At 65.1% G+C, this 18672-nt stretch carries 19 protein-coding genes; 8 read left to right on the top strand and 11 right to left on the bottom strand.

The window, feature by feature from the left end:
- The coding region (locus CH271_RS01410) for a TerD family protein (protein ID WP_143545988.1) at nucleotides 1–681 on the top strand (681 nt) is incomplete at its 5' end.
- On the opposite strand, the gene CH271_RS01405 is transcribed toward CH271_RS01410, so the two are convergent.
- The 3 genes from CH271_RS01405 to CH271_RS01390 all read right to left on the bottom strand — a co-directional run bounded on the left by CH271_RS01405 (nucleotide 656) and on the right by CH271_RS01390 (nucleotide 5499).
- The gene (locus CH271_RS01405; protein ID WP_094632277.1) at nucleotides 656–2119 is read right to left on the bottom strand and encodes a glycosyltransferase family 87 protein; all 1464 of its coding nucleotides are present in this window, start codon (nucleotides 2117–2119) and stop codon (nucleotides 656–658) included. The two genes, CH271_RS01410 and CH271_RS01405, sit on opposite strands and share 26 nt — an antisense overlap.
- A 113-nt stretch (nucleotides 2120–2232) precedes the next feature.
- Nucleotides 2233–4341, bottom strand: a complete 2109-nt coding sequence (locus tag CH271_RS01400) for a transglycosylase domain-containing protein (RefSeq protein WP_094632235.1) — start codon at nucleotides 4339–4341, stop codon at nucleotides 2233–2235.
- A gap of 726 nt (nucleotides 4342–5067) precedes the next feature.
- Nucleotides 5068–5499, bottom strand: a complete 432-nt coding sequence (locus tag CH271_RS01390; RefSeq protein ID WP_170945834.1) for a DUF5318 domain-containing protein — start codon at nucleotides 5497–5499, stop codon at nucleotides 5068–5070.
- Nucleotides 5500–5669: 170 nt separating this feature from the next.
- Between CH271_RS01390 and CH271_RS01385 the strand changes: the two genes are divergently transcribed.
- The 3 genes from CH271_RS01385 (at nucleotide 5670) to CH271_RS01375 (ending at nucleotide 8130) form a co-directional block, all read left to right on the top strand.
- Entirely contained in the window at nucleotides 5670–6200 is a 531-nt protein-coding gene (locus tag CH271_RS01385) for a GNAT family N-acetyltransferase (protein ID WP_094632233.1), read from the top strand.
- A 264-nt stretch (nucleotides 6201–6464) separates the two neighbouring features.
- Nucleotides 6465–7055, top strand: a complete 591-nt coding sequence (locus CH271_RS01380) for a PadR family transcriptional regulator (protein ID WP_094632231.1) — start codon at nucleotides 6465–6467, stop codon at nucleotides 7053–7055.
- Nucleotides 7048–8130 carry an inositol-3-phosphate synthase gene (locus CH271_RS01375; protein ID WP_032396939.1) on the top strand — a complete coding sequence of 361 codons (1083 nt, stop codon included), beginning with the start codon at nucleotides 7048–7050 and terminating at the stop codon, nucleotides 8128–8130. The genes CH271_RS01380 and CH271_RS01375 overlap by 8 nt, the downstream gene beginning before the upstream one ends.
- Nucleotides 8131–8225: 95 nt before the next feature.
- Here the strand turns inward: CH271_RS01375 and CH271_RS01370 are convergent, their stop codons facing one another.
- Complete coding sequence (locus CH271_RS01370; RefSeq protein ID WP_094632230.1) at nucleotides 8226–8576, bottom strand: nuclear transport factor 2 family protein; 351 nt, start codon at nucleotides 8574–8576, stop codon at nucleotides 8226–8228.
- 108 nt (nucleotides 8577–8684) lie between these two features.
- Here CH271_RS01370 and CH271_RS01365 point away from each other — a divergent pair, with 108 nt between their 5' ends.
- On the top strand, nucleotides 8685–9104 hold the full coding sequence (locus tag CH271_RS01365; protein WP_094632228.1) for an MmcQ/YjbR family DNA-binding protein: 420 nt from the start codon (nucleotides 8685–8687) through the stop codon (nucleotides 9102–9104).
- The gene (locus CH271_RS01360; protein WP_094632226.1) at nucleotides 9095–9979 is read left to right on the top strand and encodes a LysR family transcriptional regulator; all 885 of its coding nucleotides are present in this window, start codon (nucleotides 9095–9097) and stop codon (nucleotides 9977–9979) included. The genes CH271_RS01365 and CH271_RS01360 overlap by 10 nt, the downstream gene beginning before the upstream one ends.
- Here the strand turns inward: CH271_RS01360 and CH271_RS28655 are convergent.
- The 4 genes from CH271_RS28655 to CH271_RS01345 are packed head-to-tail and all read right to left on the bottom strand — an operon-like array spanning nucleotide 9963 to nucleotide 13292.
- On the bottom strand, nucleotides 9963–10136 hold the full coding sequence (locus CH271_RS28655; protein WP_179274772.1) for a hypothetical protein: 174 nt from the start codon (nucleotides 10134–10136) through the stop codon (nucleotides 9963–9965). The two genes, CH271_RS01360 and CH271_RS28655, sit on opposite strands and share 17 nt — an antisense overlap.
- Nucleotides 10133–10954 (bottom strand): carbohydrate ABC transporter permease, encoded by an 822-nt coding sequence (locus CH271_RS01355; RefSeq protein WP_027495053.1) that lies wholly within the window; start codon nucleotides 10952–10954, stop codon nucleotides 10133–10135. The genes CH271_RS28655 and CH271_RS01355 overlap by 4 nt, the downstream gene beginning before the upstream one ends.
- Nucleotides 10951–11997 carry a carbohydrate ABC transporter permease gene (locus CH271_RS01350; protein WP_179274771.1) on the bottom strand — a complete coding sequence of 349 codons (1047 nt, stop codon included), beginning with the start codon at nucleotides 11995–11997 and terminating at the stop codon, nucleotides 10951–10953. Before CH271_RS01350 ends, CH271_RS01355 begins: the two co-directional genes overlap by 4 nt.
- Before the next feature lie 14 nt (nucleotides 11998–12011).
- Nucleotides 12012–13292 (bottom strand): ABC transporter substrate-binding protein, encoded by a 1281-nt coding sequence (locus CH271_RS01345; protein ID WP_037195231.1) that lies wholly within the window; start codon nucleotides 13290–13292, stop codon nucleotides 12012–12014.
- Nucleotides 13293–13480: 188 nt separating this feature from the next.
- Between CH271_RS01345 and CH271_RS01340 the strand changes: the two genes are divergently transcribed.
- Nucleotides 13481–14299 (top strand): DUF2786 domain-containing protein, encoded by an 819-nt coding sequence (locus CH271_RS01340; protein WP_037195659.1) that lies wholly within the window; start codon nucleotides 13481–13483, stop codon nucleotides 14297–14299.
- Here CH271_RS01340 and CH271_RS01335 read toward each other — a convergent pair whose 3' ends face one another.
- Entirely contained in the window at nucleotides 14300–15112 is an 813-nt protein-coding gene (locus tag CH271_RS01335; protein ID WP_094632224.1) for a MerR family transcriptional regulator, read from the bottom strand.
- A 70-nt stretch (nucleotides 15113–15182) separates the two neighbouring features.
- On the opposite strand from CH271_RS01335, the gene CH271_RS01330 reads away from it, so the two are divergent.
- Nucleotides 15183–15500 carry a nuclear transport factor 2 family protein gene (locus CH271_RS01330; protein WP_094632222.1) on the top strand — a complete coding sequence of 106 codons (318 nt, stop codon included), beginning with the start codon at nucleotides 15183–15185 and terminating at the stop codon, nucleotides 15498–15500.
- Nucleotides 15501–15656: 156 nt separating this feature from the next.
- On the opposite strand, the gene CH271_RS01325 is transcribed toward CH271_RS01330, so the two are convergent.
- Together CH271_RS01325 and CH271_RS01320 are read right to left on the bottom strand one after the other, a co-directional pair.
- Entirely contained in the window at nucleotides 15657–16922 is a 1266-nt protein-coding gene (locus CH271_RS01325) for an MDR family MFS transporter (RefSeq protein WP_094632220.1), read from the bottom strand.
- Nucleotides 16919–18670: an ABC transporter permease subunit gene (locus CH271_RS01320; RefSeq protein WP_218828528.1), complete on the bottom strand. Its 1752-nt coding sequence runs from the start codon at nucleotides 18668–18670 to the stop codon at nucleotides 16919–16921. The genes CH271_RS01325 and CH271_RS01320 overlap by 4 nt, the downstream gene beginning before the upstream one ends.
- Between the last annotated feature and the right edge of the window lie 2 nt (nucleotides 18671–18672).

Genomic DNA, 18672 nt, shown 5'->3' with positions numbered 1-18672 from the left:
GCCCCCGCCACTCCACCGCCGCCTGCTGCGCCGCCCGCACCACCCGCCGCCCCGGTCCGCACCGAGGCTCCGGAAGTCAGCCTCACCAAGGCCAGGCCCGTCAGCCTCACGAAGGGCCAGAAGGTCACCCTGCGCAAGGACGGCGGCGTGGCTCTGACGGTCATCCGAATGGGCCTCGGCTGGGACCCGGTGACCACTCCGAAGAAGGGCGGATTGTTCGGCGGCGGAGGTCGAGCCGCGAACATCGACCTCGACGCGTCGGCGATCATGCTCGCCGACCGCAACGTCAACGATGTCGTCTACTACGGGCAGCTCAATGCCAAGGACGGCTCGATCGTGCACCAGGGCGACAACCTCACCGGCGAGGGCGAGGGCGACGACGAGGTGATCGTGGTCGACCTGACGCGGGTACCCAAGCACGTGACCGGCATCGTCTTCACGGTGACCTCGTACCGCGGTCAGACGTTCGAGCAGGTCGCGAACGCCTTCTGCCGTCTGGTCGACAACACCACCAACACCGAACTGGCCCGCTTCACCCTGCAGGGTGGCATGCCGTTCACCGGTCTGGTGATGGCCAAGGTGTACCGCCAGGGCAGTGAATGGAAGCTCCAGGCCATCGGCGACGGCATTCAGGCCAAGCACGCCGGTGAAGCCGTCAAACAGCTCGGCCGCTATATGTGACCGGTCGCCGGGCGGTCCGATCCGAAGCGGTCCGATCTGCAGCGCCGTCGAGCACGCCACCGAGCGGATCGACGGCGCTGCCGTTTCGAATCAGATCCTCGGCCGGACGGTAGATCTGCCGAACGATCAACGCGCACAACCCGATCACGGCAACATCGCGCACCACGACGGTCGCGGTGAACCACTGTTCGGGGAGGCCCTTGTTCTCCACACCCAAGTAGTAGTACATCCGCGGGAACCAGACGAATGCGTCGATCGTCATCCACGCCAACAGAATTCGACGATGCGGCAGTGCCAGTACGGCCAGCGGAACCAGCCACAGCGAATACTGCGGACTCCATACCTTGTTGGTGAGCAGGAACCCGGCGACCACGAGGAACACCAGTTGCGCGAGCCGCGGCCGCGTCGGTGCCGTCGTGCCGATGTACGCGATGAGCGCACACACGAGGGCGAACAACACGAGCGTCACGGCATTGAGCACCAACGGTTTGTCGCCCGGGTACAGGGGACCGTCGAAACCGGTCCAGCCGGTGAACGAGGTGACGACGTTGTACAGCGAATCCGGGTCGGCACCGCGCTCGGAATTGAGCCGGAAGAACTCGTACCACCCCGACGGATACAGCAGCGCGAGAGGAAGATTGACCGCCAGCCAGGCACCGATCGCGGCGCAGGCAGTGATGCCCCACTCCCGCATCTTTCCGGTGCGCCAGCACAGCACCAACAGGGGCCCGAGGAACAGTAGGGGATAGAGCTTGGTGGCACCGCCGAGACCGATCAGAACTCCGGCCAGAACCGGCCGCTTCTTGGCCCAAGCCAGCAAACCGGTGAGCGCGAAAGCCGTTGCGAGAGCGTCGAAATTGGTGAATCCGTGCACGATCACCAGCGGCGACACCGCCACGAGGGCGGCATCCCAGATACGGCGTCCGGCAGCTATGGCGGTAGCCCACACGGTGACCAACCAGGCGACGGCCAGGCCCAGGGCAACCACGTTGAAGTAGACGACGACCGGCAACGCCTGCGGGAGGAAACTCAGTGAGTTCCAGGCCTTTCCGACGACCATGGAGCCGTACTGGTAGAGCCCCGCGATAACCGGGTACTCCATGTACCGAATCTGACTCGACCCATCGGCCTTGGTTTCTTCCCAGGACTTCTTGTACGGGAACGCACCTTGATCGAGTCGCTCCGCCCCGTACAGCGGCACGGTGTCGGAGTAGCACATCGCCACGTACTGACGACTGCCACTCCAATCGAGTCCGAGCTCACCGCCCGGTCCCACCGGCGCCTGCTGGATACACGCAGCCTTGGCGAACCAACCGAAGCACAGGAATACCACCGCCAGCAGCAGAACGACCCGTAGCGCGGTGAACCAGCGCTGCCGACCGACCAGCGCGTGCTTCCCGATCGGACCGCCGATGACCGAGGACAGTTCCTCGGTCATCGGATCGGTCCGACTGGGCAGGTCGCGGTCTGCGGCGCTCGCCGAATCGAGGCGACCCGGGCTCGCCACTGCTCGACCCTTGCGGTCGGGTTCGGTCGTCACCGCCGGCGTCGCTACTGCCCGGGCGTTGCCGGTTCGGGCGCTGCCGGTTCAGGTGCCGCCGGTTCGGGTTCTGCGGGCTGCGCCGGTGCCAGTCCGGGCAGCGGGATGGTCACGCCGGGCAGAATCTCGACCTGCCGCGGAGTGATGACGACCGGCGGCGAGATCTCCGTCGGAATCGGCAAGGTAACCTGCGGCGGAGCGGTCGATGGTGCCACCGTGGCCGTCGGGGCCGGAGCGGAGTACTGCGGCACACCGGCCTGACCCGCAATGGCCTCGGGCGTCGGGAAGGTCTCGTTCGAGGTGCCTTCCAACGTGCCGTCCATCGTGTCTTTCCAGATGTCCGACGGTATGCCCGATCCGTAGATCGGTCCGCCGTAGCTGTTCTCCAGCGGCAGACCCTGCTCGGTACCGACCCACACGGCGGTGGACAGCGACGGCGTGTAGCCGACCATCCAGGCGTCCTTGTTCTGCCCGGTGTCTCCGAGCTGAGCGGTACCGGTCTTGGCTGCCGACTGGCGACCGCCTGCGAGGTTGTGACCGTTGGAGTAGCCGGCGATCGGGCGCATCGCCGAGGTCACGTTGTCCGCGACCGCGGCCGAGACGACCTGCTGGCCGGCTTCGGGAGCACGGTCGAGCAGCACGGTGCCGTCGGCGGTGACGACCTTCTGCACGAAGTGCGGCGTGTGATACACCCCGGACGCAGCCAGTGTCGCGTAGGCCGAGGCCATGTCGATGACGCGAGATTGGTACTGGCCGAGCACGACTCCGTAGTTGGGGCCTGCGTTGTCGGGCTCGGTCAGGGTGGGGCCGACGCCCTCGATCTCCTGCGGGATACCGAGCTTGTGCGCCATGTCCGCGATGGCCTGCGGGCCGTTGTCCATCCCGAGCATCATTCGATAGAAGCTGGTGTTCAGAGAACGCTTCAGCGCTTCGGCGATGGTGCACGTTCCACAGGAGGCGCCCTCGACGTTGCTGATCTCGATGCCGTTGACGTCGAGCGGGGAGCTGTCGTACATCTTCGAGAGCGGAATGCCCTGATCCAGCGCAGCGGCCAGACCGAACACCTTGAACGACGATCCGGTCTGCAAGCCGGACTGGGCGAAGTCGAATCCTCGACCGTCCGCGCCGCCGTAGTACGAGCGAACTGCACCGGTGCGCGGATCGATCGACACCGAGGCCGTCCGCAGCTCGGACGGTTCACCCTCGAGATTGCTGGTCGCGGCATCCACCGCGGCCGCCTGGGCCTTCGGATCGATGGTCGTGGTGATCTGCAGGCCCTCGGTGTTGAGGTCCTGATCACTGATACCGACAGCGGACAGCTCGCGCAGCACCTGGGCCTTGATCAAGCCGTCCGGCCCGGCATCCTGGGCGTCACCGGTATCGACCTGTGCGCTCGGGACCACTGCCGGGAACATCATCGCTCCCCGCTGGGTCGCGTCGAGCTGCCCCTGCGAGACCATGCCGTCGAGCACGTAGTCCCAACGAGCTTGCGCGCCGGTGGGGTTGAACTCGGGATCGAGATTGGATGGCTGCTGGATGACCGCCGCCAGGACCGCACCCTCTTCGACGGAGAGCTGATCCACGGACTTGCCGAAATACGCCGTCGACGCCGCTGCGATGCCGTACGCACCGCGACCGAAGTAGATGGTGTTGAGATACGCAGCGAGAATGTCGTCCTTGGACCACTGACGCGCCATCTTCGAGGAGATGACCAGCTCACGCATCTTGCGGGTCAGCGTCCGATCGTTACCGACCAACGCGTTCTTCACGTACTGCTGAGTGATGGTCGAACCGCCGCCGGCGCTGTCGCGTCCGAGCACATTGTCACGGACGGCTCGGCCGAAGCCAGTCACCGAGAATCCGGGATTGGAGTAGAAATCGCGGTCCTCGGCCGAGAGCACGGCGTTACGCACATGCTCCGGAATCTGGTCGATCGTCACATCGGTGCGGTTGCCCTCGGGTGGCACCACCTTGCCGAGCACACTCGAGCCGTCGGCGGCGAAGATCGTGGCGACCTGGTTGGTCCTGATGTCGCCGGGACGCGGCACGTCCTCGACGGTGTACGCCACCATGAACGCCAGGATCGGCACGATAAGACCCAGGGCGATCAACGCGTACATCGTGCGTCGAACGACCCGCCACTTGGACTTCTTCTTCGTTTTCGCGGCGGGACCTCTTTCGGGCGGCTCGGGCGGTTCGCTGCCCGAGGAGAGAACTGATGGATCGTTCGGTTCGTGGGGTGGTGGCACAGAGCCGGACCGAGTGACGCCCGTCGGGGCAGCGGATCGAACCGGAGGCGCGATGGGCGGCTCTCCGTACCGACGCTCGCCGTAGGGACGTTCACCTGCGGGACGTCCACTCACCGGATCCACCGGCGGCCTGCCCTGAACGGGTCGGCTCTGCGGCGGCATCGGAGGACGACCCTGCGGAGGCATCGGACGCTGGCCGGGAGGCGGCCCCGGTCGCTGACCCGGAGGAGGCATCGGAGGACGACCCTGCGGCGGCATCGGACGCTGACCGGGCGGGGGTCCCGGACGCTGGCCGGGAGGAGGTCCCGGACGTTGACCGGGAGGGGGTACCGGACGCTGACCCGGAGGAGGCATCGGAGGACGACCCTGCGGCGGCATCGGACGCTGGCCGGGAGGGGGTACCGGGCGACGCCCGGGAGGATCGGAGTGTCGACTGCCGCGGGGCGGCCCGGGCACGTCGGGACGCCGTCCGGAGTCGCTACGGCCCGGTTCGTTGCTACCCGGGTTGTTGTCGTAGGGGGAACTCACGTACGAATCTCCAGTAATTTCGGCGGCCGCGTCGAATTCTCGGTGGACGAGATAGGCAGAGCGATTGTGTCACTCACTCGCTGTTCGACGGTTCGGTTGACGGGAACCCGACCGCGGACGACGGGGTTGCTTGGGCGCGGGGACGGCCCCGAGGACATAGGACTGGACGAGGTGGTTCCAACTGCACGACCTACACACCTCGACCACATGGACCGAGAACTCCTCCTGGGTCGACGCGAGGCGGACGAGTTCGTCCGCTGTTCTCGCCGACCCGGACAGGGCCCCGAGCTTCTCGCCGAACACCCAGGACACCAGCGTGAGCTGCTCCTTGCGGCAGATGGGGCACACCACGTCGCTGCCACGTCCATGGAACTTGGCAGCGCGAAGCAGGTACGGATCTGCATCACAGACCGCTGCGACACCCGTCCTACCGGAGTAGACCTCGGCCAGCAGCGACCGACGCTGAAGGGCGTAGTCCACCACCTGTCGCTGAAGTCGCACGAGGACCAGAGTACGTGCGGCCCCTCCGATGCGGACCTGCGAACCCCGCCTCGGCGGCGAGCAGGTCCTGTTTCGGCCTCGGGACACTGCGCTCCACCTGTGCCGACGTTCGCTGCGTGCATGGCTCGATCCGCGGCGCCCAGGTCCGTCCGGTCCCTACACTCGCTCGCATGTTCGCCACATCGGGAATCCACGTGCGGCCCCGACGGGACAGTGACCTGAGCACCCTCCTACCCATCCTGCAACGTACGCACGAAACACAGCGCTATCCCATGCGTGCAGCGGCGGTGCGAGCCGACTGGCTTGCCGCACCGAACGAACTCGCAGCCTGGGTCGCCGAATACGAGAACGCCGTCGTCGGACATGTAGCGCTGCATCCGACGGCATCACCGGAACAGGATCCCGGTGCGGACGATGCGAGCGCACAGTGGCAGCGAGCAACCGGGGTCGCTGCCGATCGACTCGCTGTCGTGTCGCGGTTGGTGACCGACGGCTCCGTACCGGGCAGCGGAACGACGTTGCTCGCACATGCAGTGAATGCGGCACGGGACGAAGGACGGGCACCGGTGCTGCTCGTCGATCCGAGCAGCGCCGCTCTCGGCTTCTACCGCAGGCGGGGCTGGCACCGAATCGGGACGGCTGCGCAGCAGTGGGGCGAGTACCGAGTCGACGCAGTACTCATGGTGGCACAGGTTCGCTGAACCGATCATCCGTCTGTCTCGCGGTGCAGGCCCATCCACGATTGCAGTCGCGAGCGGGGTCATCCGTCGGCGATGCGTCTATGGACTTGTCGCCGTCCATCGAGGTCGTCACGCGGTCGTGGTGTCGACCGGTCCGCTCGGGATCGTTCTACCGATACTCCGCACCGAGTTGTCAGAATATGTATCGGCGCGATACATTCTCCGATAGTGCGGTCAATCGCATCGCCATGATGTGATCGTTTGGATTCGAGAAGGGGGAGTTGCATGCTCGAGCTCGCAATTCTCGGACTGCTTCTCGAATCACCCATGCACGGTTACGAGCTCCGCAAGCGGCTGACCGGCCTGCTCGGAGCTTTTCGAGCGTTTTCGTACGGATCGCTGTACCCGGCACTCCGTCGACTTCAAACCGACGGTCTCATCGCCGAGGACGCCGGTCCCGACTTGCTCGTGAAGAGACGAGCAAAACGGGTGTATCAGCTCACCCCTCTCGGCAGGGAACGATTTGCCGAACTGGTGGCCGACACCGGACCGCAGAACTACACCGACGACGGATTCGGCGTACATCTTGCCTTCTTCAGTCGGACTCCCGCGGAAGCTCGAGTCCGCATTCTCGAAGGCAGACGTCGCCAGGTCGAGGAGCGCCGAGAAGGCCTCCGCGACGCTGTGGCCAAGGCGAACGGGACACTCGACCGCTACACCAGGCAGCTACACCAGCTCGGTCTCGAATCGAGCGAACGCGAGGTGCGCTGGCTCAACGAAGTCATCGCAGCCGAGCAGGCCGAACCCAACCCAGCACCGTCCCACACAGCACCAAACAGGACAGTCAAGACAGAAGGAGAACCCGACCATGGGTGAGAACAACAACGCAATCCGCGTGGCCATTGTGGGTGTGGGCAACTGCGCCTCATCCCTGGTCCAGGGTGTCGAGTACTACAAGGACGCGGACGAGAACGCCACCGTCCCCGGCCTCATGCACGTCATGTTCGGCAAGTACCACGTCCGCGACGTCGAGTTCGTCGCCGCGTTCGACGTGGACGCCAAGAAAGTCGGCTTCGATCTCTCCGAGGCCATCTTCTCCAGTGAGAACAACACCATCAAGATCGCCGACGTGCCCCCGAAGGACGTCCACGTCCTGCGCGGACCGACCCTCGACGGCCTCGGCAAGTACTACCGCGAGACCATCACCGAGGCCGACGGCGACGCCGTCGACGTGGCGCAGGCCCTGCGCGACGCCAAGGTGGACGTGCTCGTCTCCTACCTCCCCGTCGGATCCGAAGAAGCCGACAAGTTCTACGCACAGGCCGCCATCGACGCAGGCGTCGCCTTCGTCAACGCGCTGCCCGTCTTCATCGCATCGGATCCCGTCTGGGCCAAGAAATTCGAGGACGCAGGCGTCCCCATCGTCGGCGACGACATCAAGAGCCAGGTCGGTGCCACCATCACCCACCGCGTCATGGCGAAGCTCTTCGAAGACCGCGGCGTGCAGCTCGACCGCACCATGCAGCTCAACGTCGGCGGCAACATGGACTTCCTCAACATGCTCGAGCGCACCCGCCTCGAGTCGAAGAAGATCTCCAAGACCCAGGCCGTGACGTCGAACCTCCAGAAGGAATTCAACGCCAAGGACGTCCACATCGGACCGTCCGACCACGTCGGCTGGCTCGACGACCGCAAGTGGGCCTACGTCCGCCTCGAAGGCCGCGCCTTCGGTGACGTTCCCCTGAGCCTCGAGTACAAGCTCGAAGTATGGGACTCGCCCAACTCTGCCGGCGTCATCATCGACGCAGTCCGCGCCGCCAAGATCGCCAAGGACCGCGGCATCGGTGGACCGGTCATCCCGGCTTCGGCCTACCTGATGAAGAGCCCGCCGAAGCAGCTGGCCGACGACGTCGCTCGCGAACAACTCGAAGCGTTCATCATCGACGCGTAAACCCCAGCGGCACTGACGCCCGCCGGTCCACTCAACGTGACATTGACCCCCCAAAAGGCCACCAAATGTCACATTGAGTACCGGCGGGCGTTCGCTTATCCGGCTGCGGTGATTTCTCGCGGATCGAATGTCACCGTGATTTGCTTGATTTTTCCGTCCTCGATTCGCTGCCAATTGGCGGTGCTCGCCGGGGATGCGATGGACGTGTGCAGATCGAACCACGTCAGTACGTTCGGGCCATCGACGAAGACGTGGGCGATGTCGATGTCGGTGACGATCTCCGACATTCCTTTCAATCCGGCCACACATTCCGCGCCGTTGGCTGCTGTGCCCAGTGGGCCCCGGAACGTCGCGTCCTCGTGCAGGATCGACGCCAGGGTCTCGAAATCTTTGCTCCTCCAGGCCTCGAAGTAGGTCGCTGCAACTTCTTTCGGTGTCTGTGTCATGGCATCGAGTCTCGAACGACCCGATCCAGAAGTCCAACAGTTGGTTGCGATGATCATCAGAACTTCTACTCATAGCTGCAGCTAGGCCATACGCGCTATCGTTCTCCCGTGGCCATCGATCCCACTTCCACGCATCCGGTCCTCGAACGCGTCCGCGCGCTGGCGTTCGCCTATCCAGAGGTGTCCGAGAAGATCTCCCACGGACGTCCGACCTTCCGCACGGCCTCGGTGTTCGTCTACTTCGGCGGTGGCGTCAAGGGCGGCGACCAATACGACCTCTCGATCCTCGTCAAATGCGAGAGCGCCGAGGAACAACGCGCCTGCGAACTCGAACCCCGCTACTTCCACCCCGCCTACCTCGGCCCCGCCGGCTGGGTGGGATTCGACCTCAGTGATGCCGACGACGACGTCTGGGCCGAGGCCGCCGAACTGATCGACTGCAGCTACCGCGTCACAGCCCCGAAGCGAAACATCACCAGACTCGACGCCGGCGAGGGCCCGAATCTGGGAGTCCAGCAATGGAACTGAGGCAGCTCGAATATTTTGTTGCGGTGGCCGAGGAAGCGAACTTCACTCGCGCCGCAGCCAGAGTGCACATCAGCCAATCCGGCGTCAGCGCCCAGATCCGAGCGCTCGAACGCGAACTCGGAGCCGAGTTGATCGACAGATCAGGTGGCACAGCAACATTGACCACCGCAGGTCAGGCCGCGCTGACGCAAGCCCGTGCGACGCTGGCCGCTGCCGGATCGGTCAAGCAATCCGTCGACGACGTTGCCGGACTCCTGCGCGGATCGCTGCGCGTCGGGATGGTCACTGCCTGCACCGTCCCACAACTGTTCGACGCATTGGCCCGCTTCCATTCGGCGCACCCTGGCGTCGAACTTGCTCTACACGAGGACAACTCGGACCGACTGGTGGCCGATGTGCGCGCCGGAGAACTCGACATCGCACTGGTCGGTGTCGCAGCTCGGGTGCCGGACGGAGTGGAATCGATGGTGGTGATCGAGGAGCGGATCGTTGCGGCCGTTCCACCGCAGCATCCTCTGGCAGCACAGGACACGGCGACGTTGGCGCAGGTGTGTGAACACCCGATCATCGCCCTTCCCCCCGGCACCGGGATCCGTGCCGTGTTCGACCGGGACTGCTACGGAGAAGGCCTCGCACCGCAGATCACGTTGCGGGCCAGCGCTCCCGACGCCGTGGCCGACCTCGCTGCCCGCGGCTTGGGGGTGGCGATCCTCAGCGCATCGATGGCGGAGTTCTACGGCGACAAGCTCGTCGCGGTCGAGCTCACGGACTCGCACACCACCGCGCTACTGGCACTGGTGTGGCGGCCCAGAATGGGTCCGGCGCTGACCGAATTGGTTGCGGTGGCGACGCGCAGCTTCAGCGAATCCTCTTGACGGTGAACCACAGTACGATCAACAGACCCAGCAGCGCCACCGACGGCACCACACCGGGATCACCCCTGATGATCCCGACGACGGCAACGATCAGAGCCACGAGCGCGAAGAACCCGAGGATCCCCGCGAGCAACTGAAGGTGGTCCTGCGCCGTCACGACTTGACGCCGCCCGCCGTCAGTCCGGAGATGATGCGGCGCTGGAACAGCAGCACCATGATCACCAGGGGAATGGCCACGATGGTGCCCGCGGCCATGATCGCGGCATACGGCACCACGAGCGGATCGTTACCGGTGAACCGCGCGATGGCCACGGTCACCGGTTCGGTCCTGTCACTCGAGAGCTGACTGGCGAGCAGGTACTCGTTCACCGCGGCGATGAACGCGAGGATCGCGGTGGTGAACAACGCAGGTGCTGCGAGTGGGAGCATCACCAGTCGAAACGCTTGGAATCGTCCGGCACCGTCGATCCGTGCGGCTTCTTCGAGCTCCCAGGGCAATTCGGCGAAGAACGCCGCCAGCGTATAGATCGTCAGCGGTAGGACGAACGAGATGTTCGGGATGACCATCGCCTGGTAGCTGCCGATCCAGCCGATGTTGGTGAAGAACTGGAACAGCGGGGTCACCAAAGCGACCACGGGGAACATCGACGCACCCAGGATGATGCCCGTCACCACGTACTTGAAGCGAAAGTCGATGCGCGAGAGCGCGTATGCCGTGAAGATGCCGATGACCAACGCGATCAGCGTGGTCGCGCCGCCGACGATGAGGCTGTTGCCCACCGCCCGCAGAAAGTTGTTGCCGTTCGCCGTCGAGAGCGCGTTTTCGAAGTTTTCCCACGTGACGTGCGTCGGCCACGGCGTCGTGTCGAAGGTGTAGCGCGGGTCGCGGAATGCGGTGACGACCATCCAGTAGAACGGTGCCAGTCCCCAGACGAGAATGACGACGACACCGAGGTAGATGCGAGCTTGCTTCATCGGCCGGGTCCCTTGCGCTGATTGTCCTGAGTGGCAACGGCATTGGCACCGAGGAACTTCACCAGGATGAACGCCACGACGAATATCATGATGAACGAGATGGTCGACAACGACGCAGCGCTGTTGAATCCCTGCCGAATCTGATCCACCACCAGTATGGAGATGGTCCGCGTGGCGGGATTGCCCTCGGTGAGGATGGCCGGCAAGTCGTACATACGCAGCGCGTCCATGGTGCGGAACAGAATTGCCACCATCAACGCGGGCTTGACCAATGGCAGTGTGATCTTGGTGAACCGTTGCCACGCCGACGCGCCGTCGACGCGAGCCGCCTCGTAGACGTCGGCGGGAATCATCTGCAACCCGGCCAGGATCAGCAGCGCCATGAACGGCGTCGTCTTCCACACGTCGGCGATGATGACGGCGAAACGAGCGGGCCAGGCGTCGCCGGTCCACAGAATGTTGGTTCCCAGAATGCGATTGGCGATGCCGTCGTACGCGAAGATGAAGTACCAGAGCTTGGCCGTGACGGCCGTCGGGATCGCCCAGGGAATCAGGATCGCGGCGCGCAGCAGGGCTCGTCCGGCGAAGGTCTTGCCCATGATCACTGCCATTGCGAAGCCGATGACCACCTCGATGGACACCGTCACGACGGTGAAGAACGCCGTGTTTCCGACCGCACCCCAGAACTGAGAGCCGAGGGTGCCCGGCGGGCAGGGCACCGATGTGCCCGACGCCGAGGTGCACTGCTGCAGAAGCCAATGCGTGTAGTTGTCGAAGCCGGCAGAACCGCCGGAGACGAACATGCCGGTGGCGGGATCGAGACCGGGATCCTTGGAGAAGGACATCACCAGCGCACGGATCACCGGGTAGACGATGACGATCGCGAGGATCACCATCGTCGGTGCGATCAACAGCCAAGCCCGACCCTGCGTCAGGCCGAACCGCTTGTTCGTGGACCGCACATGCCGGCCGCGGCCGGGGGACGAGCCCCCGGCCGCGGTGGTTGCGGCGGCCCCACCGGTCACACCAGCAGGTACAGCCATTGGTTCTCCCGAAATCAGTTGGCGCCGGCGGTTTCGATACCGGCCTGCATGTCCGTGATCGCCTGGTCGACGCTCTTCTCACCCTTGATGGCGGCAGAAACGTTGTCCTGCACGGCCTTCGAGACGGCCGGGTAGAACGGGGTGACGGGACGCGGAACTGCATTCTCGATGGATGCCTTCAATGCGGGAAGGTACGGCATCGCGGCGATCAGTGCGGGATCGTCGTACAGCGACGAGAGCACCGGCGGCAGTGCGCCCTCGGCGATGATGCGCTGAGCCTGCTCACCCTGCAGGAACCGCAGGAAGTCGGCAGCAGTGGCCTTGTTCTCGGAGTACGCACTGATCGCGGCGTTGTATCCACCGAGCGTCGAGGTGCCGACTCCGGTGACTCCGGGAAGCGGTGCGACCGAGTACTTGCCGGCCACAGCCGAGCCTTCCTCCGCCGCGGTGCCGTAGACGTACGGCCAGTTACGCAGGAACAAGGTCTGACCGTCCTGGAACGCCTGCTGGCTCTCGGACTCCTTGAACGTGGTGTCCTGGGCCGGGATGACGCCGGTCTCGAACGCGGTGACGAGGGTCTGCAGTCCGGCCTTGGCCTCCGGGCTGTCGACGGTCGGGGTCTTGCCGTCTTCGGCGACGATCGATCCGCCGTGCGCGTTGATGATCTCCGACGCGTTGGCCGTCAGACCTTCGTACGGGGCGAATTGCCCGGCGTAGCAATCGATGTTGTTGTCCCGGGCGACCTGGCAATCCTCGGTGAGCTCGGCCCAGGTGGTGGGCGCCTCGGGGAGCAGATCACTGCGGTAGTAGAGCAATCCGCCGTTGGTGTTCTTCGGTGCGGCGTACTGCGTGCCGTTGTAGGTTGCGCTCGCGACGGTCGCGGGCAGAACGCCTGCGTTGTCGAGTGCGAACTCGCCCTCCAGCGGCACGAGCCAGCCCTTGGCCGCGAACTCGGCGGTCCAGACGACGTCGAGTGCCATCACGTCGTAGTCGCTCTGCTGAGCCTGCAGCTGCTGCACGAAGTCGTCGTGAGCCTGATCGGCGTCGGCGGACTGTTCCTTGAAGGTGACCTGCTCGTCGGGGTGGCTGGAGTTCCACTCCGAGATGATCTGCTGGACGACACCGGTCTCGGTGGTGTCCTGGCCCTCTACATAGGTGATAGGTCCACGGCCGTCGGCGTTTTCGGATGCAGCACCCGAATCGCCGCTCGAACCGCTGTCGCTCGAACAACCGGTGAGCGTCAGCAGCGTGGCTGCCGTAGCAACCACCGCCACCTTCGTGATCAAAGACGCCATTGTTTTCTCCACTAACTTCTACACGGTGGTATGCGCCCGGAGATAGACCCGCAGAATCGTGCTGTGATGCTCCCCCGACACATATGTCGATGGGAACTGTGGCACACAATGCACCGAATGGTGGTCGTTATCGCGTTCCTGAATCGGTCAACCCGGATGTGTCGGAGTCGGCCGGTAGCCTCTCGCTCATGAGTTCGGACAAGATGCTGACGCGGATCGGCGGACTGCTACGCCAGGCCGAGTCCACCGACAATCCACACGAGGCCGAGGCCTTCATGGAGGCAGCTCAACGTTTGGCCACGTCGGCGTCGGTCGATCTGGCGGTTGCTCGTTCGCACAGTGCATCCAGGGAGCGGCAGGCGACGCCCAGCCAGAAGGTCGTCCCCATCGGAGAGCCGGGCAAGCGTGGGCTCAAGACCTATGTGCAACTGTTCGTGGCCATCGCCCACGCCAACGACGTCCAGTGCGACGTGTCCCGATCGTCGACGCAGGTATTCGCCTACGGTTTCGACTCCGACATCGAGACCACCGAGGCCCTCTATTCCTCGCTGCTGATTCAGATGGTGCGAGCCTCGGACGCGTACATCAAGTCCGGTGCCTACCGATCCGAGACAGCCATCCGCACCGTCACCGAAATCAAGAATCGTCGACGCTACACCCGGCGCGAGGAAGTGCCCGTCGCTGCCGTGACGGCACGGCTGAACTTTCAGACCGCGTTCGCGTCGCGCATCGGTCAACGGCTAGGCGAAGTGAAGAAGGACACCGAGGCCAAGGCCATCGAGCAGGAACAACAGGGTGCTGGGACGGCACTGGTGTTGCGCAACAAAGAGATCGAACTACGCGACTACTACCGACAGACATCGACCGCGCGCGGACACTGGCGGGGCCAGAGCGCCAACGCCGGCTACTCCGAGGGTGCCCGAAGGGCCGGGGATCGAGCGGGGCGAAACGCAAGAATCGGTGGTCATGCAGAAATCGACGGAGCAAGCAGGCAGTTGGGTCGCTGACTACTGCGTTCGGGCCGAGGCCGCGAATACCGGCCATCCGATGTGGGTGCGCCACGAGGTCGAATCCTCGGTATCACGTGGCCCGACGGCGTAGACCTCGCGAACGGGCCCCGCGATGGCGAGGCCGTTGGTCTCGACGTACACCCCGAGAGCGCCGTAGGTGACGTCGATATCGTCATGAGGCCCGTGATGTACCGTCACGGCGAGTTCGGTGGGCTGCAGCGTCAGCGGCCGAATCCTGTTGACAGACAGCGTATTCAGCGTGGGAATGTACACCGTCATGATCCCGCGGCCCTCGGTGAACAACTCGTTGTCGTACAACCCACCCGCAGGACCCGTCGGCTCGACTCCGGCCGCATCGATCTCGGCCATTGCCGTGCTGTACCAGCCGAGCACCTCGGACGCGTCGACCACCTCGGAAACTGCTGCAACCGAACACTGTTCGGTGAGTATGCGTCGTACCTCGATAGTGGGCGGTGTCGGATCCAACAACCGACGCAGCGCCGTCACCGCTGATCGGGTGTCGTCCAACTGCCGCTCGAGCCGAGTGAGGTGTTCGGTGATCAACCGGGCTCGGGCGTCGGGATCCGGCGTGGTGACGATCGCCCGCACCTCACGCTCGGGCATCTGCATGCTGCGGAACCGTCTGATGATCTGTGCCGTGGCGACCTGATCCGTGGCGTAGTACCGGTAGCCGGTGAAGTCGTCGACGGTGGCAGGTTCGAGCAACCCGGACTCGTGATAGCGCCGCAGAGTCTTGACCGACAGGTGCGTGATGCGAGAGAACTCGCCGATCGTCAGCAATCCGTTCATGTCGACATTCTGACCCCTCCCGGTGGGGGAGAGTCGACTCTCCCCGAGGAGGAGGGCTCAGTCTGGGTTCATGACCGAATTACAGACCATCGACCGCTACTTCGAGCTCGCCACACTGGCCGACTCGGAGCCCTACTTCGCCCTGTTCGCCCCCGACGCCATCGTGGAGGACGAGGGACACGAGTATCGCGGCATCGACGAGATCCGACGATGGCGAACCGAGGTGCCGCAGGTGCACTACGACGTACTCTCCGTCGTCGAATCCGGTGCAGGCAGCACCACCACCGCACAGATCTCGGGCGACTTCCCGGGAAGTCCGGTGAACCTGTCCTACTGGTTCGAGTGTGCTCAGGACGGGCGGATCTCGGTGCTGCGGATTCGGGTGTAATCGAGGTTTCGGCAAACGCGCGCGCATTCGCCAGGTGCGCGGGGATTCGCGTCGAATCGGAGGCGAATCTGCTCGCGTTTGGCAAACGCGCGCGCGTTTGTGGGGACTGGAGTCGGCGGGCGGGGATTGGGGGCAGCGGCGGGGACTCGGGGGCAGTCAGTCGAGGCGCGCGAGCACCACGCGAAGTCCGATGACACTCGCGATGGGGAACAGGGCCGCGACCAGCCACGGGATGGCTGCGCCCCAGCCGGTGTCGGGGGAGGCGTCGATCACCACACCGAGTGCGGTCGATCCGATGAGCACGCCGATGCCCCCGAGTGAGGCCATGAATCCGTAGTACGAGCCCAGGCGACGTTCGGCGGCCATGCGCGGCACCAGATCCCTGGCCTGTGGCATGGCGATCATCTGACCCAGCGCCAGCAGCAGGACGAACAGGGCGGCCGGGACGAGACCCACCACGCCCTGCAGCTCGAGGGGGGAGGTGGCCGCGACGAGCGCGAACGACGCTGCCATGACGGCGAATCCGATCGGCAACGTGACCCGCGGTGATACCCCGGCGACGCGTCGGGTGATGGGCAGTTGGCCTGTCACCACCAGTACTGCCGAGATCGCGAAGAACCAGCCCAGCACGGTCTGCGAGCCCCAGGCGCGTTCGACCTCGAGTGGTAGCAACAGGTACAGCTGGTTGTAGGCCACCAATTGCGCGCTCATCGCCACCGCGAACAGCACGAAGGTCCGGTTGCGCACCACGTCGGTCCAGCCCGAGAGCCATGGGTCGTCACGATGTTCGCCGCGCTCACGCGGCAGCCACCGCACGTGAGCGGCGATGACCAGAACGAAGATCGCCGCAGCCACGAGGCACGCGATCCTGAAATCGACGAGCAGCAGTACCGATCCGACGAGTGGGCCGGTGAACGAGCCGATCTGACTGCACACCGACATCAGCGCGAAGCTCTCGACACGGGTCGGTCCGCCGTCGCGTTCACTCTTGCCCGCCTCGATCGCCACTGCGGATTCGACTGCGGGAGAGAACAATGCGGCCGCAAATCCGATCGCTACCGTGGCGATCAGCACGGCAGGCAGCGAATCGGCGAAAGCGAGACCCACGAATCCCAGTACCCGCAGAGCACAGCCGACGAGAACGACCGGCTTGATGCCCCATCGATCGGCGAGAGTGCCACCGACGAAGAACAGTCCCTGCTGCGAGAAGGTCCTGATCCCGAGGACCACTCCGACGAGTGCTGCACCGAGCCCGAGGTCGCCCGTCAGATGCACCGACAGATAGGGCAACACCATGAAAAAGCCGATGTTGAAGGTCATTTGGGTGAGGACGAGCAAACGGACGGTGGGGGTGGCGCGCCGCAGATCGACCAGAAACGACCACCGCCATCGCGTCGGCGACCTGTCGGTCCTCGAACTCATGTAACGCGCCCTCCTGCATCGACTTTCTCGACGACGCTACCGGTCTTGCGCACACGCCCCGAGGTGGCACCGGCGAGCGAGACTGCGAGAACCGCGAGTGCGATCAAGGACGCGAGCGGAGCGGCGGTGACCCAGGGTGCTCGCTCGACGGCCGCGACCCCGTCGGACAGTATCAATCCCCAATCCGCAGTGGGGGGTTGCGGTCCGAGGCCGAGGAATCCGAGGGCCGCGAGAGCGAGAGCCACGCCGGGCAGCCGAATCATGGCGTGCCGCAGCACTACCGGAACGACGCTGGGCACGATGGAGCCGAACAGGATTCGCGCGTTCCCTGCCCCGAGTGTCGGCAGGATGGAGATGTACGGCCGAGCGCGGGTCTCCTCGACGAGAGCGGCAGTGTGCGCGGCGAGCGGAGCCCACGTGACGATGAGAACCGCGACGGCCGCCCCGCCTGCACTCGGACCCCAGATCGCTGCGATCAGAATGCCGGTGACCACCGGCGGTGCCGCATTGGTCACCTCGACCAGACCACGCGATGCCCGCGGAACCAGTCCCAGCAGCACGCCGACCACCAGGGCCCCGAGCGTGACAGCCAGCGACAGACCGATCGACCGCAGTGCGCCGTCGGCGACGCGGGCCAACAGATCTCGACCCGACGCGTCCGTTCCGAAGGGGTGGGCCGCTGATGGGGCCGCGAACTTCTCCCGCGTCGTCGCCTGGCCGTCTCGAGGGAGTCCGGCAAGCACCATGACCAGTAGGACGGACGCCGCTGCGATCGGCACCAACCACCGTCGCGGCGACGGATGAAAGACGCCGGACGGGATGGGCATCGCCTTCTCGTGCAGTGCGCTGCCGAGCAGCAGCCGTCGGGCCAGTTCGGCCGCGACACCGAGAGCAGCACTGACGGCCAGTAGAAGAACGATGTCGATCTGCAGGGCGGGTAGATCCTGCGACTGCGTGTCACCGAGCGTTGTCCGACCCAATCCCGGTATGGCGAAGACCTTTTCGACGGCCACTGCGCCGCCGGTCATGGCAACCATGACCAGACCGATCTGCGACGCGAGGCCGGGTAGGGCGCGGCGCAGGACCGCACCGGCGATCTGCGACCGCGAGAAGCCTGCGACCGTCCACGTGATGACCCACCCCTCGGTGAAGGTGACGGCGATCGCGTCGGCGAGCAGTCGCCCGATCAGCCCGCCCGCAGGCAACCCGAGCGCGAGCGCAGGTAGCACCGCGTACTCGGGACCACTCCAGCCGTAGGCCGGAAACGACAACCACACGGCACCGAGAACAACGAGTACCGACGCGAGCAGAAACTCCGGCATCGAGGTCAGCGCTGCGGCGACACCGCCACCCGTACGTTTCGGGGTGCCGCGCAGTCCGGCCCGCACGCTGGGGACGACCACGAGGGCGGCGACGGCGATCGCAACGAGCATCGCGAAGCCCATCAGCGTCAGCGACACCAGTAGCGCATCGAGCGCCCCTGGCAGCACCGGCTGCCCTGTGTTCCACGATGTTCCGGGATTGCCCGACGCGATGCCGGTGAGCCAGTCCCAGAACATCCGCAGCGGCCCGGCGTCGAGGCCGAGGTCGCCGCGAATGGCCGCCAGGGCCTCGGGGGTTGCTTCCTGTTCGGCCGAACGGGCCCGCAGAATGCTCAGTGCCGGATCGCGATTCGACAGCCACGGCAGCATCCCGACGAGGATGACGACACCGGCGACGGCAACCAGCCGCGAGACGGTTGTTCTCACTG

Source organism: Rhodococcus sp. 05-340-2 (assembly GCF_002258915.1).
Lineage (GTDB): Bacteria > Actinomycetota > Actinomycetes > Mycobacteriales > Mycobacteriaceae > Rhodococcoides.
The sequence above is the reverse complement of the archived record's forward strand: the minus strand, read 5'-3'. Positions and strand labels throughout refer to the sequence as shown.

Excerpts from the sequence above, each read along its gene's own strand:
- CH271_RS01330 (WP_094632222.1), top strand. The coding sequence starts at position 15,183 with ATGACCGAATTACAGACCATCGACCGCTACTTCGAGCTCGCCACACTG.
- CH271_RS01340 (WP_037195659.1), top strand. The coding sequence starts at position 13,481 with ATGAGTTCGGACAAGATGCTGACGCGGATCGGCGGACTGCTACGCCAG.
- CH271_RS01405 (WP_094632277.1), bottom strand. The coding sequence starts at position 2,119 with ATGACCGAGGAACTGTCCTCGGTCATCGGCGGTCCGATCGGGAAGCAC.
- CH271_RS01325 (WP_094632220.1), bottom strand. The coding sequence starts at position 16,922 with ATGAGTTCGAGGACCGACAGGTCGCCGACGCGATGGCGGTGGTCGTTT.
- CH271_RS01350 (WP_179274771.1), bottom strand. The coding sequence starts at position 11,997 with ATGGCTGTACCTGCTGGTGTGACCGGTGGGGCCGCCGCAACCACCGCG.
- CH271_RS01335 (WP_094632224.1), bottom strand. The coding sequence starts at position 15,112 with ATGAACGGATTGCTGACGATCGGCGAGTTCTCTCGCATCACGCACCTG.
- CH271_RS01360 (WP_094632226.1), top strand. The coding sequence starts at position 9,095 with ATGGAACTGAGGCAGCTCGAATATTTTGTTGCGGTGGCCGAGGAAGCG.
- CH271_RS01380 (WP_094632231.1), top strand. The coding sequence starts at position 6,465 with ATGCTCGAGCTCGCAATTCTCGGACTGCTTCTCGAATCACCCATGCAC.
- CH271_RS01355 (WP_027495053.1), bottom strand. The coding sequence starts at position 10,954 with ATGAAGCAAGCTCGCATCTACCTCGGTGTCGTCGTCATTCTCGTCTGG.
- CH271_RS01370 (WP_094632230.1), bottom strand. The coding sequence starts at position 8,576 with ATGACACAGACACCGAAAGAAGTTGCAGCGACCTACTTCGAGGCCTGG.
- CH271_RS01385 (WP_094632233.1), top strand. The coding sequence starts at position 5,670 with ATGTTCGCCACATCGGGAATCCACGTGCGGCCCCGACGGGACAGTGAC.
- CH271_RS01345 (WP_037195231.1), bottom strand. The coding sequence starts at position 13,292 with ATGGCGTCTTTGATCACGAAGGTGGCGGTGGTTGCTACGGCAGCCACG.
- CH271_RS01400 (WP_094632235.1), bottom strand. The coding sequence starts at position 4,341 with ATGTACGCGTTGATCGCCCTGGGTCTTATCGTGCCGATCCTGGCGTTC.
- CH271_RS01375 (WP_032396939.1), top strand. The coding sequence starts at position 7,048 with ATGGGTGAGAACAACAACGCAATCCGCGTGGCCATTGTGGGTGTGGGC.